Annotated in this window: 9 protein-coding genes and 1 pseudogene; 8 read left to right on the top strand and 2 right to left on the bottom strand. The window is 63.1% G+C overall.

What is annotated here, in order from left to right:
• Positions 1–53: 53 nt before the first annotated feature.
• Together narL and AB4O25_RS06715 are read right to left on the bottom strand one after the other, a co-directional pair.
• Entirely contained in the window at positions 54–701 is a 648-nt protein-coding gene (narL, locus tag AB4O25_RS06720; protein ID WP_017527361.1) for a two-component system response regulator NarL, read from the bottom strand.
• Positions 698–2,500 (bottom strand): HAMP domain-containing protein, encoded by a 1,803-nt coding sequence (locus tag AB4O25_RS06715; RefSeq protein ID WP_460150675.1) that lies wholly within the window; start codon positions 2,498–2,500, stop codon positions 698–700. Before AB4O25_RS06715 ends, narL begins: the two co-directional genes overlap by 4 nt.
• 325 nt (positions 2,501–2,825) lie before the next feature.
• Here AB4O25_RS06715 and AB4O25_RS06710 point away from each other — a divergent pair, with 325 nt between their 5' ends.
• The 8 genes and pseudogenes from AB4O25_RS06710 (at position 2,826) to moaA (ending at position 14,170) form a co-directional block, all read left to right on the top strand.
• A complete protein-coding gene (locus tag AB4O25_RS06710; RefSeq protein ID WP_017527363.1) occupies positions 2,826–4,067 on the top strand; it encodes an MFS transporter in 1,242 nt (413 codons plus the stop codon).
• Between the two features lie 2 nt (positions 4,068–4,069).
• Positions 4,070–5,466 (top strand): annotated as a pseudogene (locus AB4O25_RS06705) (NarK family nitrate/nitrite MFS transporter).
• A gap of 57 nt (positions 5,467–5,523) precedes the next feature.
• Positions 5,524–9,297 (top strand): nitrate reductase subunit alpha, encoded by a 3,774-nt coding sequence (locus AB4O25_RS06700; RefSeq protein WP_460150674.1) that lies wholly within the window; start codon positions 5,524–5,526, stop codon positions 9,295–9,297.
• A gap of 1 nt (position 9,298) precedes the next feature.
• The gene (gene narH / locus AB4O25_RS06695; RefSeq protein ID WP_017527366.1) at positions 9,299–10,837 is read left to right on the top strand and encodes a nitrate reductase subunit beta; all 1,539 of its coding nucleotides are present in this window, start codon (positions 9,299–9,301) and stop codon (positions 10,835–10,837) included.
• 3 nt (positions 10,838–10,840) lie between these two features.
• On the top strand, positions 10,841–11,596 hold the full coding sequence (gene narJ, locus AB4O25_RS06690; protein ID WP_460150673.1) for a nitrate reductase molybdenum cofactor assembly chaperone: 756 nt from the start codon (positions 10,841–10,843) through the stop codon (positions 11,594–11,596).
• Positions 11,589–12,266 carry a respiratory nitrate reductase subunit gamma gene (gene narI, locus AB4O25_RS06685; RefSeq protein ID WP_116077954.1) on the top strand — a complete coding sequence of 226 codons (678 nt, stop codon included), beginning with the start codon at positions 11,589–11,591 and terminating at the stop codon, positions 12,264–12,266. The genes narJ and narI overlap by 8 nt, the downstream gene beginning before the upstream one ends.
• 10 nt (positions 12,267–12,276) lie before the next feature.
• Positions 12,277–13,182 carry a peptidylprolyl isomerase gene (locus tag AB4O25_RS06680; RefSeq protein ID WP_460150672.1) on the top strand — a complete coding sequence of 302 codons (906 nt, stop codon included), beginning with the start codon at positions 12,277–12,279 and terminating at the stop codon, positions 13,180–13,182.
• A gap of 1 nt (position 13,183) precedes the next feature.
• Positions 13,184–14,170, top strand: coding sequence for a GTP 3',8-cyclase MoaA (moaA, locus tag AB4O25_RS06675; RefSeq protein ID WP_068935825.1), 987 nt, complete (start codon positions 13,184–13,186; stop codon positions 14,168–14,170).
• Positions 14,171–14,578: the final 408 nt, after the last annotated feature.

The following is a 14,578-nucleotide window of genomic DNA, read 5'->3' as shown; positions in this document are numbered from 1 at the left end:
CCGATAGGGCCAGTTCAAACACCGCACAACCCCAGTGAAATTTGCAAAAAGCCTCACCCCACCTGCCGCAAATGCTCCATCGCCCAAACCGCCGCTTCCACCCGCGAGCGCAACCCCAGCTTGTGCAGCAGGTTCTTCACATGCACCTTCACGGTGCCCTCGGTAATGCCCAGCTTATGCCCGATCACCTTATTGCTGTACCCACTGGCGATCGTGCGTAACACCTGGCGCTCGCGCTCCGTCAATTCCACCGCCGCATGGGGTTGCGGCGAACGCAGGGCCTGCGCCAGTACGCGGGTCAGCCCTGGGCTGATCACCAGGGCGCCGTGCAGCGCATCACGGATGAACTCCACCACCAACTCGGGCTCCATGTCCTTGAGCAGGTAACCGTTGGCATCCAGGCGCAGCGCATCACGGATGTCGTCCTCGGCATCGGAGACGGTAAAGAGCAGCACCTTGCCGCCATAGTGCATGGCGCGCAGGCGGCGCAGGGTTTCCAGGCCGTTCATGTGCGGCATGTTGTTGTCCAGCAGTACCAGGTCCGGTTGCAGGGCGTCGATCCGGTCCAGGGCTTCCTGGCCGTTGCCGGCTTCGCCGACGACCTGAAGGTCGTCTTCCAGTTCGAGGATCTGGCGCATGCCGTGGCGCATCATCGGGTGATCATCGACCAGCAGGATACGGTGGCGCGGGGCGGTGTTCATGGGGCGGTGCCTTGTAAGGAGTGGCCGAGAAATTCCGGCTGGAAACGCAATTGCACGCGAGTGCCCTGGGGCGCTCGTGGGTTGATCTCGAGGTCGCCGTGCAGGCTGCGCGCGCGTTCGTCCATGATGGTCAAGCCGTGGTGTTCGCGGCGGTCGACGTCGCCGCAGAAGCCGCGACCATCGTCTTCGATGCAAAGGCTCACGGTTTCGCCGACCTGGCGCAGTTGCAGCCAGGCGTTCTGCGCATGGGCATGGCGCAGGCAGTTGGACAAGGCCTCGCGGGTGATCTGCAACACATGGATCTGTTCGCTGGCCGACAGCTGGAAGGCCAGCGCCTCCACGTGCAAGTGCACCTGGAATTCGCCGCGTCGGGAGAACTCTTCGGCGGTGTCCGACAGCTCGTGTACCAGCCCGGCGTCGTGAATCTGCAGACGGAACGTGGTGAGCAATTCGCGCAGTTGGCGATAGGCGTTGTTCAGGCCATCGCGCAGTTCGCCGGTGACGGTGGCCAGGGTCTCCACCGGTTCGCCACGGCGGATCAGGGTTTGCATGCGGCTCACTTGCAGCTTCATGTACGACAGCGCCTGGGCCAGGGAGTCATGCAGCTCGCGAGCAATGATGGTGCGTTCGTCGAGCAGCAGCAGGCGGTGATCCTGCTCGCGTTGGCGCTTGAGCGACAGCGAGGTGCCGATCAGGTTGGCCAGGGCCTGGATCAACTGTTGTTCCCAATCCTGGGGCGCGTGGCCGTCGAGGAAGTGCGCCTTGAGTTCGCCCAGTTCGGCGCCCTGGTTGCTGATGCTGAACACCTGCGGCGGCGCAACGTGGTGACGCTCGCACGTCGCGCAATCGCCAATCGCGCAGATATTGCGGCTGTGCTCGCCGTGCAGGGCGAGCATCTGCTGCGCCGGTGCCAGGAAGTGGCCTTGCAGGCACAGCGACAGGCGCAGGCCCGGCAGGCGTGTCTGGAAGCGCCGGATCAGTTCATCCAGGCCTTCGGCGTTGGCCAGGCGCGTGGCCAGGCTGCTGCTGCTCTGGTAGAGCAATTCGAGGGCGGCGTTGGCTTGTTGCAGGTTGAGGGTCTTGAGTTGCACCTGGCTTTCCAGGGTGCGGTGGGACGCCTCGATGGTCTCGGCCATGGCATTGAAGCTCAGTGCCAACTGCCCCAGCTCATCTTCGGAGCGGTGGTTGACCCGGGTCTTGAGGTCGCCGTCACGGAAGCGCCGGGTGGCGTGCACCAGTTCTTCCAGGGGGTTGACTACGCCGTACTGCAATTCGTACAGGCCCAGCAGCAGGATGATCAAGGTGCTGAACAGCGCCAGGCCCTGGATGCCTTGCTGCCAGCTTTGCTTTTGTTCGCTGTGTTGCTGCAACAGGCTGACGAACCGGTTGAGCTGTTCGACGAAGGCCGGTGCATTGGCCTGGAACAGCTCACGGTTACCGCTTGCCAAGGCCGGGCGCAGATCGTCGTGCCAGTGTTGCTGGATCTGCTGGTAGCTCTGCAACAGGGCACTGCGCGGGCCGTCTTCAAGCACCGCCTTGAGGGACTGGCTGTCCAGGCGCCCTTGCAGGCTCTGGGTGATGGTCTCGATTTCTCCGGGCGGTGCGCCGGCGGCGAGTTTCCAACTGAGGTGGTAGGTTTCCATGCGCACCGAACCTGCGGTGTTGATCGCGGCCGCGTCGCCCTGGCTGAACCACGCGATCAGGCCGGCGCTCAGGGAACTGGCCAGGGCGAGGACGGCGATCAGAATAACGGCCAGGCCGGCGCGGGCCGGCAGGGAGCTGCGCAGCCAGTCAAGCATGGCGGCGTAATCGAAGGGGGCAGGCGAGCAGCATGGTTGTACCGGGCATGGGAAAAAGGGCTGAACACGGCCTTCCCTGGCGTCCTACCTCTAAAGAGTTGCCGGCGCACCCTCCCACGGATAAAAGCCGGCACAAGAGACCAATCCATTGATAAATAAAGGCTTTCTCTTGTTGTTGCGGCTACCTCCTTGGAGGTAGACGGGGCCAGCATAGCCCCATACCCCCAGGGTCGACGTTGATCTGGGTCAAGTTCCACGGGGGTGTCGCCCCTAACCTGCGCTCATGGAATCACTTTCTGGAGCGCATACCGTGACTCAACCCCGTATGAGACAGGGCCTGGTGCTGGGCATGAGCACCCTGGCGTTCACCGTCTGCTTTATGGTGTGGATGATGTTCGCCGTGCTGGGCGTGCCGATCAAAGAACTCTTGCAACTGAACGAAACCCAGTTCGGCCTGCTGGCCGCCACGCCGGTGCTGACCGGCTCACTGGTGCGCCTGCCCCTGGGCCTGCTCACCGACCGCTTCGGCGGGCGCATCGTGTTCTTTTTGCTGATGCTCGCCTGCGTGCTGCCGCTGTACCTGATCACCTACGCCACCGCTTATTGGCAGTTCCTGGTGCTGGGGTTGTTTGTCGGCTTGGCCGGCGGCTCGTTCTCGGTGGGCATCGCCTATGTCGCCAAGTGGTTCGACAAGGGCAACCAGGGCTTTGCCATGGGCGTGTTCGGCGCCGGCAATGCCGGGGCCGCGGTGACCAAGTTTCTGGCCCCGGCGCTGATCGCCCTGGGCACCTGGCACCTGGTGCCCAAGGTGTTTGGCGCGATCCTGTTTATCACCGCGTTGTTGTTCTGGTTTCTCACCAGCGAAGACAAAACCCACCGCAGCGCCGGCGGGGCCACCCTGCGCCAGCAGTTGCTGTGCCTCAAGGACCCGGCGGTGTGGCGCTACTGCCAGTACTACTCGATTGTGTTCGGCGGCTATGTGGCCCTGGCGCTGTGGATGACCAAGTACTACGTGCAGGAATACGGCTTCAGCCTGCAAAGCGCCGCGCTGCTGGCCGCCTGTTTCTCCCTGCCCGGCGGCGTATTGCGCGCGGTAGGCGGCTGGATGTCCGACCGTTGGGGCGCCCAGAGCGTGACCTGGTGGGTGCTGTGGGTGAGCTGGATCTGCCTGTTCCTGCTCAGCTACCCGCAGACCCAACTGCAGGTCATGACGGTCAACGGCCCCCTCGATTTTCATATCGGCCTCAACGCCACGCTGTTCACCGTGCTGCTGTTTGTGATGGGCATCGCCTTCGCGTTCGGCAAGGCCTCGGTGTTCAAGTACATCGCCAATGACTACCCGCAAAACATGGGCGCGGTGTCCGGCATCGTCGGCCTGGCCGGTGGCCTGGGCGGCTTTGTGCTGCCGATCCTGTTCGGCGCCCTGGTGGACCTCACCGGCGTGCGCTCTTCCTGCTTCATGTTGATGTACGGCGTGGTCTGGGTGTCCCTGGCCTGGATGTACTTCAGCGAAGTTCGCAAGCAACCGCTTATGGGCAAGACCGCCCAACCTCTCCAAGGAGAATGAACATGTCCATCGCGCAAAAGCCCGACTCGGGCCCGGTGATCCACGACTGGCGCCCTGAAGACCCGGCGTTCTGGGGTGCCAGCGGTAAAAAGACCGCGACCCGCAACCTGTGGATTTCGATTCCCGCGCTGCTGCTGGCCTTCTCCGTGTGGATGGTCTGGAGCACGGTGATCGTGCGTCTCAACGCCATCGGCTTCAGCTTCACCACCGACCAACTGTTCTGGCTGGCCGCGCTGCCGGGTTTGTCCGGCGCGACCTTGCGAGTGTTCTACTCGTTCATGGTGCCGATCTTCGGCGGGCGTCGCTGGACCGCGCTGAGCACCGCCTCCTTGCTGCTGCCGTCGCTGTGGATGGGCTTCGCGGTGCAAGACCCCAACACCCCGTACAGCGTGTTCGTGCTCATCGCCTTGTTGTGCGGTTTCGGTGGCGGCAACTTCGCTTCGAGCATGTCCAACATCAGCTTTTTTACCCCAAGGCCCAACAGGGCACCGCGCTGGGCCTGAATGCCGGCCTGGGTAACCTGGGCGTGTCCGTGATGCAGTTCTGCGTGCCGCTGGTGATCACGTTCGGCGTGTTCGGCTTGATGGGCGGGCAACCGCAGACGCTGGCCGATGGCAGCCAGTTGTGGTTGCAGAACGCCGGGTTTATCTGGGTGCCGTTCATTCTCACCGTTACCGTGGCGGCCTGGTTCGGCATGAACGACCTGTCCAGTGCGCGTGCCTCGTTCAGCGAACAGGCGGTGATCTTCAAGCGCAAACACAACTGGCTGATGTGCTGGCTATACCTGGCGACCTTCGGTTCGTTCATCGGCTTCTCGGCGGCGTTTCCGCTGCTGATCAAAACCTCGTTCCCGGATGTGGTAGCACTCAAGTTCGCCTTCCTCGGCCCGCTGGTCGGTGCGCTGGTACGCCCGCTGGGCGGCTGGCTGGCAGACAAACTGGGCGGTGCGCGGGTGACCTTGTGGAACTTCGTGCTGATGATCGTGATGGTGTTCGGCGTGCTGCACTTTCTGCCGCAGAACGGGCAGGGCGGCAGCTTCTACGGCTTCCTCGGCATGTTCATGCTGCTGTTCATCACCACCGGGGTGGGCAACGGTTCGACCTTTCGCATGATCCCGGTGATCTTCCGTACCCAGCATGAACAAGCCAGCGCCGGCAAACCTGCGGCGGTGCGCGAGCAAGCCCTGAAAGACGCCGGCAAGGAATCGGCCGCCGTGCTGGGTTTCAGCTCGGCCATGGGCGCGTTCGGCGCGTTCTTCATTCCCAAGTCCTTCGGCACGTCCATGGCCGCCACCGGCAGCCCGGCCATGGCGTTCTACATGTTTGTCGGTTTCTACCTGAGCTGCATTGTCGTGACCTGGTGGTGGTACGCCCGCAAAGGCTGCGCCACACCCTGCTGATCGACCACGAATTCGCGGGGCAACGCACCCCACGGCACGCCTGATGAGGAAAGCACCATGAGTCACTTACTGGATCAACTGCGGTTCTTCAACCGCAAGCAAAATGAATTCTCCGACGGTCACGGCGAGACCCGCAAAGAGTCCCGCGACTGGGAAAACGTCTACCGTTCGCGCTGGCAGTACGACAAGATCGTGCGCTCCACCCACGGCGTGAACTGCACCGGCTCGTGCTCGTGGAAGATCTACGTGAAAAACGGCCTGATCACCTGGGAGACCCAGCAGACCGACTACCCGCGCACCCGCAACGACCTGCCCAACCACGAGCCCCGTGGCTGCCCGCGCGGCGCCAGCTACAGCTGGTACATCTACAGCGCCAACCGGCTCAAGTACCCCAAGATCCGCAAACCGCTGCTCAAGTTGTGGCGTGAAGCGCGCCTGACCCTGCCGCCGGTGGAAGCGTGGGCGAGCATTGTCGAGGACAAGGTCAAGGCTGAGTCGTACAAGAGCAAGCGCGGCATGGGCGGTTTTATCCGCTCCAACTGGGAGGAGGTGAATGAGATCATCGCCGCCTCCAACGTCTACACCATCAAGCAATACGGCCCGGACCGCATCGTCGGCTTCTCGCCGATCCCGGCCATGTCCATGGTCAGCTACGCGGCGGGCTCGCGTTACCTGTCGCTGCTGGGCGGTGTGTGCCTGAGCTTCTACGACTGGTACTGCGACCTGCCACCGGCCTCGCCGATGGTGTGGGGCGAGCAGACCGACGTGCCGGAATCGGCCGACTGGTACAACTCCAACTACATCATCGCCTGGGGCTCCAACGTCCCGCAGACCCGCACCCCCGACGCACACTTCTTCACCGAGGTGCGCTACAAGGGCACCAAGACCGTGGCCATCACCCCCGACTATTCGGAAGTGGCCAAGCTCACCGACCTGTGGCTCAACCCCAAGCAGGGCACCGACGCCGCGTTGGCCCAGGCCTTCAACCATGTGATCTTCAAAGAGTTTCACCTGGATAAACCGAGCGCGTATTTCACCGATTACGCCAAGCGCTTCACCGACCTGCCGGTGCTGGTGATGCTCAAGCCCATGAGCGGCTTCGCACCGGGCGCCGGTTTCCAGCCCGACCGCTTCCTGCGCGCCTCGGACCTCACCGGCAACCTCGGCCAGGACAACAACCCGGAATGGAAAACCATCGCCCTCGATGAGAGCGGCGCGTTGGTCTCGCCACAAGGCTCCATCGGCTACCGCTGGGGCGAGAAGGGCAAGTGGAACATCCTCGCCAAGGAGGGCGGTGAAGGCCGCGCCATCGACCTCAAACTCAGCCTGATCGGTGACGACGTCGCCGAAGTGGCCTTCCCGTATTTTGCCGGTGAAGCCCACGAGCATTTCCAGCATGTGGCCGGCGATGCGGTGCAGTTCCGCCGCGTGCCGGTACACAGCGTGACCCTGGCCGACGGCACGGTGGCCAAGGTCGCCACGGTGTTCGACTTGTCTGCCGCGAACCTGGCCATCGACCGTGGCCTGGGCGGCAGCAACGTGGCCAGAGACTACGACGACGCCAGCGTGCCGGGTACCCCGGCGTGGCAGGAAGCGATCACCGGCGTCAGCCGCGAAAAAGCCATCCAGATCGCCCGTGAGTTCGCCGACAACGCCGACAAAACCCGTGGCCGTTCGATGATCATCGTCGGCGCGGCGATGAACCACTGGTACCACATGGACATGAACTACCGTGGGCTGATCAACATGCTCATGCTCTGCGGTTGCGTGGGCCAGACCGGCGGCGGCTGGGCCCACTACGTCGGCCAGGAGAAACTGCGCCCGCAATGCGGCTGGCTGCCCCTGGCCTTCGGCCTGGACTGGAGCCGCCCACCCCGCCAGATGAACGGCACCAGCTTCTTCTACGGCCACAGCTCCCAGTGGCGCCACGAGAAGATGAACATGCACGACGTGCTCTCGCCCCTGGCCGACAAGTCGCAGTTCCCCACCCATGCGCTGGACTACAACATCCGCGCCGAACGCGCCGGCTGGTTGCCCAGCGCGCCGCAACTCAACACCAACCCGCTGCATATCTGCCGTGATGCGGCAGCGGCGGGCATGGACCCCAAAGACTACGTGGTCAAGTCGTGGCAGGACGGCAGCCTGCGTTTCGCCTGCGAACAGCCGGACAGCCCGGTGAACTTCCCGCGCAACATGTTTATCTGGCGCTCCAACCTGCTTGGCTCCTCGGGCAAGGGCCACGAGTACATGCTCAAGTACCTGCTGGGCACCAAGAACGGGGTGATGAACGAAGACATCGGCTTTGGCGGCGAAAGCAAGCCCACCGAAGCCGAATGGGTCGACGACGGCGCCATCGGCAAGCTCGACCTGGTGACTACCCTGGACTTCCGCATGTCCTCCACCTGCGTGTATTCCGACATCGTCTTGCCGACCGCCACCTGGTACGAAAAAGACGACATGAATACCTCGGACATGCACCCATTCATCCACCCGTTGTCGGCGGCCATCGACCCGGCGTGGGAGTCGCGTTCGGACTGGGAAATCTACAAGGGCATCGCCAAGGCGTTCTCGGCCATGTCGGTCGGCCACCTGGGCGTGGAGCAAGACCTGGTCACCGTACCGTTGATGCACGACAGCGTCGGCGAACTGGCCCAGCCGTTCGGCGGCACCGATTGGAAAAGCGCCGGTGTGGCGCCGGTACCGGGCAAGAACGCGCCGAACATGGCAGTGGTGGAGCGCGACTACCCGAACATCTACAAGAAATTCACCTCGCTGGGCCCGATGCTGGAAAAACTCGGCAACGGCGGCAAGGGCATCAACTGGAACACCGATGAAGAAGTCGAGTTCCTCGGCGAGCTCAACCATCAGGAAAACGCTGCGGGCATCAGCCACGGCCGGCCGAAAATCGACAGCGCCATCGACGCCGCCGAAGTGATCCTGTCCCTGGCCCCGGAAACCAACGGCAAGGTCGCCTTGAAAGCCTGGGCCGCGCTGTCGGAATTCACCGGCATTGACCACAGCCACCTGGCGATCTCCAAGGCCCACGAAGCGATTCGTTTCCGCGACATCCAGGCGCAGCCGCGCAAGATCATCTCCAGCCCCACCTGGTCGGGGCTTGAGGATGAACACGTGAGCTACAACGCCGGCTACACCAACGTCCATGAAAACATCCCGTGGCGCACCATCACCGGCCGCCAGCAGTTCTACCAGGACCACCCGTGGATGCAGGCGTTCGGCGAGCAGTTGATGAGCTACCGGCCACCGGTCAACACCCGCACCATCGAAGGCGTGAAGGGCAAACGCAGCAATGGCGAGACCGAGATCGTGCTGAACTGGATCACCCCGCACCAGAAGTGGGGCATCCACAGCACCTACAGCGACAACCTGTTGATGCTCACCTTGAGCCGTGGCGGGCCGATTGTGTGGCTCTCGGAAATCGACGCCAAGCGCGCCGGCATCGAGGACAACGACTGGATCGAATGCTTCAACGTCAACGGCGCGCTCACCGCCCGCGCGGTGGTCAGCCAGCGTGTCAAGGAAGGCATGGTGATGATGTACCACGCCCAGGAACGCATCGTGAACGTACCCGGTTCGGAAACCACCAAGACCCGTGGCGGCCACCACAACTCGGTGACCCGCGTGGTGCTCAAGCCCACCCACATGATTGGCGGCTACGCCCAGCAGGCCTACGGTTTCAACTACTACGGCACGGTCGGTTGCAACCGCGACGAATTCGTCGTGGTGCGCAAGATGGCCAAGGTCGACTGGCTCGATGGCTCCAGCGGCGATGACTTGCCGCGCCCATTGCCGACCGATATCGAGGAGAACTGAGATGAAGATTCGCTCACAGATCGGCATGGTGCTGAACCTGGACAAATGCATCGGCTGCCACACCTGCTCGATCACCTGCAAAAACGTGTGGACCAGCCGCGAAGGCATGGAATACGCCTGGTTCAACAACGTCGAGTCCAAGCCGGGCATCGGCTACCCCAAAGAGTGGGAAAACCAGGACAAGTGGAAGGGCGGCTGGGTGCGCAACGCCAACGGCTCGATCAACCCGCGCATCGGCGGCAAATTCCGCGTGTTGGCGAACATCTTCGCCAACCCCGACCTGCCGAGCCTGGACGACTACTATGAGCCGTTCGACTTCGACTACCAGCACCTGCACACCGCGCCCCTGGGCGAGCACCAACCCACCGCCCGCCCGCGTTCGGTGGTGTCGGGCAAGCGCATGCAGAAAATCGAATGGGGCCCCAACTGGGAAGAAATCCTCGGCACCGAGTTCGCCAAGCGGCGCAAGGACAAGAACTTCGACCAGATCCAGGCCGACATCTACGGCGAGTACGAAAACACCTTCATGATGTACCTGCCACGCCTGTGCGAGCACTGCCTGAACCCGGCGTGCGCGGCCTCGTGCCCCAGTGGCGCGATCTACAAGCGCGAAGAAGACGGCATCGTGCTGATCGACCAGGAAAAATGCCGTGGCTGGCGCATGTGCATCAGCGGCTGCCCGTACAAGAAAATCTACTTCAACTGGAAAAGCGGCAAGTCCGAGAAGTGCATCTTCTGCTACCCGCGCATCGAAGCCGGCATGCCTACCGTGTGCGCCGAAACCTGCGTGGGGCGTATTCGTTATCTGGGCGTGTTGCTGTACGACGCCGACCGCATCAGCGAGGTGGCCAGTACCGCCAGTGAGCAGGACCTGTACGAGAAACAGCTGGAAATCTTCCTCGACCCGAACGACCCGGCGGTGATCCGCCAGGCCCTGGCCGATGGCGTACCGCAGTCGGTGATCGACTCGGCCCAGCGTTCGCCCGTCTACAAGATGGCGGTGGACTGGAAACTCGCACTGCCGTTGCACCCGGAATACCGCACCTTGCCGATGGTCTGGTACGTGCCGCCGCTTTCGCCGATCCAGAACGCTGCGGCCGCCGGCACCGTGGGCATGAACGGGGTAATCCCGGATGTCGACAGCCTGCGCATTCCGCTGCGTTACCTGGCGAATATGCTCACCGCCGGCGATGAAAAACCGGTCAAGCGAGCGCTCAAGCGCCTGCTGGCGATGCGGGCCTTCAAGCGCTCCCAGCAAGTGGACGGCGTCGAAGACCTGCAAGTGCTCGAAGACGTCGGCCTGAGTGTAGAACAGGTGGAAGAGATGTACCGCTACCTGGCCATCGCCAACTACGAAGACCGTTTTGTGGTGCCCAGCGCCCACCGTGAAGACGCCATGAGCGACGCGTTCGCCGAGCGCTCCGGTTGTGGGTTCAGCTTCGGCAGCGGTTGCAGCGGCAGCTCCGACACCAACATGTTCGGCGCCAAGAAGGCCAACCGCCGCGACGTGCTCAAAACCGTACAGATCTGGGAGGACTGAGCCATGCGCATTCTCAAAGTGATTTCGCTGCTGCTGGATTACCCCACCGAGACCCTGGTGAACGGCCGCGACGAATTGGAACAGGCGATCATCGAATCGCGGGAAATCAGCCCCAAGCAGCGCGGCGCGTTGTTTGAGCTGCTGGAGCTGATCTGCGCCAACGACCTGATGGACGGCCAGGAACACTACGGCGCGCTGTTTGGCCGGGGGCGTTCGTTGTCGCTGTTGTTGTTCGAACACGTGCACGGTGAGTCCCGCGATCGTGGCCAGGCCATGGTCGACATGATGGCCCAGTACGAAGCGGCCGGCTTTGCCATCGGCGTCAAGGAGCTGCCGGACTATATCCCGCTGTATCTGGAGTTTTTGTCCACCCGCGAAGACATCGAGGCCCGCGAGGGCCTGGCGGATGTGGCGCACCTGCTGGCATTGCTCGCCGCGCGTCTGGAAGAGCGTGAGAGCGCTTATGCCGGTTGCTTGCGTGCGCTGTTGCAGATCGCCGGTGCCGAGCCGCACCAGGCCGTGGCTGAAGTGCGCGCCCAGGTCGCCGCCGAACCGCGCGACGACTCCCTCGAAGCCCTGGACAAAATCTGGGAAGAGGAAGCGGTGGACTTTATGCATGCCGAACAGCAGGACCGCTGCAGTTCGCTACCGAGCGCGCCGGGCAAGGCCCGCGAAGAAAGCGCGGTGCCGTTGCATTGGGTGGATTTTCAGCGAGAAGGCCAGGCCAGCGTGCCGGCCGGGGAGGTGGGTAATGTCTAAGTGGAATTTGCTGGTATTCGGGGTGTATCCGTATGTGGCCCTGGCCATTTGTTTGTTGGGCAGTTGGGCGCGGTTCGACCTGTCGCAGTACACCTGGAAGGCCGGCTCCAGCCAGATGCTCAACAACCGTGGCATGCGCGTGGCGAGCAACTTCTTCCACATCGGCGTGCTGTTCGTACTGGCCGGGCATTTTGTCGGCCTGCTCACCCCGGCGTCGGTCTACCACCATGTGATCAGTACCGAAAACAAGCAACTGCTCGCGATGGTTTCCGGCGGCTTCTTCGGCCTGCTGTGCCTGGTGGGCTTGCTGATGCTGGTCAAGCGGCGCCTGAGCGACCCACGGGTGCGCGCGACATCGAGCCCGTCGGACATCCTGATCCTGCTGGTGCTGCTGGCGCAATTGCTGCTGGGCTTGCTGACCATCGTGGCCTCCACCGGCCATATGGACGGCTCGGTGATGGTGATGCTCGCCGACTGGGCACAGAACGTGGTGCTGTTGCGGCCGGTGCAGGCGGCCGAGTCGATCGCGCCGGTGTCGCTGATCTACAAGGCCCATGTGGCGCTGGGACTGACCCTGTTCGTGCTGTTCCCGTTTACCCGCCTGGTGCACATGGTCAGCGCACCGATCTGGTACCTGGGGCGTCGTTATCAAATCGTGCGGCAAAAGTGAGGAGAACAGCATGAGCAGTGGATGCGGATGTGGTGGCGGCAATGGCGGCAGCGGCGGTTGCGGTTCGTCGGCCAAAGAGGCGGTGGTTGAAGTCGCAGTGCCGCTTGAGCCTGAGTTGATCGCCAGCAGTGAGCAGGAATGGCCGATCATCAGCGTCAACGGCGTGCCGGTCACGCCCGAGGCGATGGCCCTGGAGTTGCAGTATCACCCGGCCGAAAGCCGCGAGGCGGCGGTGTACCTGGCCGCCCGTGCGCTGGTGATCCGCGAGCTGTTGCAGCAGCGGATTGCCGAGCTGGGCCTGGCGGGGGACATTGCCCCCGGCGAAAACCAAGAAGAAGCGGCCACGCGTTTGTTGCTGGAGCGCGAGGTCACGGTGCCCGAGTGCGACGAGGCCACCTGCTTGCGTTACTTCGATAACAACCGTGGGCGCTTTCACAGTGCGCCGTTGTTGGCGGTGCGGCACATCCTGCTCGAATGCGCGCCGGACGACATCGAGGCGCGCGATCTGGCGCACAGCCAGGCAGAAGTCTTGCTGCTGAGCCTGGAAGAGCAGCCAGGCCAGTTTGCCGAACTGGCCCTCAAGTATTCGGCGTGCCCGTCCAAGGCCCAGGGCGGTTCGCTGGGCCAGGTGAGCAAAGGCCAGACCGTGCCGGAGCTGGAGCGCCAGTTGTTCACCCTGGCGCCGGGCCTGGCCGGCAAACCGTTGGAGAGCCGTTATGGCTGGCATGTGATCAGCGTCGACCAGCGCATCGAAGGCCAGCCGTTGCCCTATGAAGCGGTGGCGGTGGCCATTCGCACGCAACTGCAACAGGGCGTGTGGCAGAAGGCCTTGGTGCAGTACCTGCAAACCCTGATCGGCGCGGCGGACATTCGCGGCATCGCGCTGCAGGGCGCCGACTCGCCGCTGGTGCAGTGACATGAGCCTGGTGGATGGTGTGGGCCGCTCCATCGATTACCTGCGCTTGTCGGTGACCGACCGCTGTGATTTTCGCTGTGTGTACTGCATGGCGAAAAACATGACCTTCCTGCCGCGCCAGCAGGTGTTGACGCTGGAAGAGCTGCAGCGCCTGGCTGCGTTGTTCGTCGGCCAGGGCGTGCGCAAGATCCGCCTTACCGGCGGCGAACCGCTGATCCGCCCGGGCATTGTCGGCTTGTGCCGCAACATCGCCGCGTTGCCGGGGCTGCGTGAACTGGTGATGACCAGCAATGGCTCGCAGTTGGCGCGATTGGCCCGGCCGTTGGTGGAGGCGGGGGTCAAGCGCATGAATATCAGCCTCGACAGCCTGGACGCCTCACGCTTTCGCGCGATCACCCGCAACGGTGATCTGCGCCAGGTGCTGGCCGGTATCGAGGCGGCCCGGGAGGCGGGGTTCGAACGGGTCAAGCTCAACTGCGTGGTGATGAAGGGGCGCAATTTTGATGAGGTGCCGGGGTTGGTGCGGTATGCCATCGATCAAGGTATCGACATCAGCTTTATCGAGGAAATGCCCTTGGGCGATGTGGGGCGCTCGCGCGGGGAGACGTTTTGTTCCAGCGATGAAGTGCGCGCGGTGATTGCCCGTGAACATGGTTTGGTGGACAGCACCGAGAACAGCGGCGGACCGGCGCGGTATGTGCGCTTGGCAAAGCACCCTGCAACGCGCATCGGGTTTATTTCGCCCAATTCCCACAACTTCTGCGGCAGTTGCAACCGCGTGCGCATGACGGTGGAGGGGCAGTTGTTGTTGTGTCTGGGGCAGGAGCAGGCGGTGGATTTTCGAGGGTTGTTGCGCCGCTATCCGCTGGACGATGGGCCGTTGGTCGAGGCGTTGGTTCGTGGGTTGAAGGGCAAGCCGTTGCGGCATGACTTTACCGGGGCGGGGGAGGTGCAGGTGGTGCGGTTTATGAACATGAGTGGGGGGTAGGGCGGTGCCTCAATGTAGGAGGGGGCTTGCTCCCGGTGAGGGCGTGTCACTTGATGCATCGGTTGCTGACCCACTGCCATCGGGAGCAAGCCCCCTACCACATTTTTGATCTCCATACATCAGATAGGCCTCAGTCTGCTTTGGTTTTTGATCTGGCTTTTGATCGTGATCTCAGGCGCCCCATTAAACACGCTGGCCGAACGCAGGCTTGAATCCGTGGGTAACCCGGCAGTACGCCGGGTTAGCCGCCCCGCGCCATGGATGGCGCGGGGCGGCGGCCCACGGATTCAAGCCTGCGTTCGGCACACCGAGCCTAAGCGAGGTGCCGAGTGTTGGGGCAAGAGCGTTTTGCTTACTTTTGCGCTGTTCAAAAGTGAGCCGCCGTAAGGGCGGAACCATAGGCGGCCG

This window comes from Pseudomonas sp. S3_A03, assembly GCF_054668275.1.
The sequence above is the reverse complement of the archived record's forward strand: the minus strand, read 5'-3'. Positions and strand labels throughout refer to the sequence as shown.

Coding starts and splice junctions, on each gene's coding strand:
- narL (WP_017527361.1), bottom strand. CDS start 701: ATGAACACCGCCCCGCGCCACCGTATCCTGCTGGTCGATGATCACCCG.
- AB4O25_RS06715 (WP_460150675.1), bottom strand. CDS start 2,500: ATGCTTGACTGGCTGCGCAGCTCCCTGCCGGCCCGCGCCGGCCTGGCC.
- AB4O25_RS06710 (WP_017527363.1), top strand. CDS start 2,826: ATGAGACAGGGCCTGGTGCTGGGCATGAGCACCCTGGCGTTCACCGTC.
- AB4O25_RS06700 (WP_460150674.1), top strand. CDS start 5,524: ATGAGTCACTTACTGGATCAACTGCGGTTCTTCAACCGCAAGCAAAAT.
- narH (WP_017527366.1), top strand. CDS start 9,299: ATGAAGATTCGCTCACAGATCGGCATGGTGCTGAACCTGGACAAATGC.
- narJ (WP_460150673.1), top strand. CDS start 10,841: ATGCGCATTCTCAAAGTGATTTCGCTGCTGCTGGATTACCCCACCGAG.
- narI (WP_116077954.1), top strand. CDS start 11,589: ATGTCTAAGTGGAATTTGCTGGTATTCGGGGTGTATCCGTATGTGGCC.
- AB4O25_RS06680 (WP_460150672.1), top strand. CDS start 12,277: ATGAGCAGTGGATGCGGATGTGGTGGCGGCAATGGCGGCAGCGGCGGT.
- moaA (WP_068935825.1), top strand. CDS start 13,184: ATGAGCCTGGTGGATGGTGTGGGCCGCTCCATCGATTACCTGCGCTTG.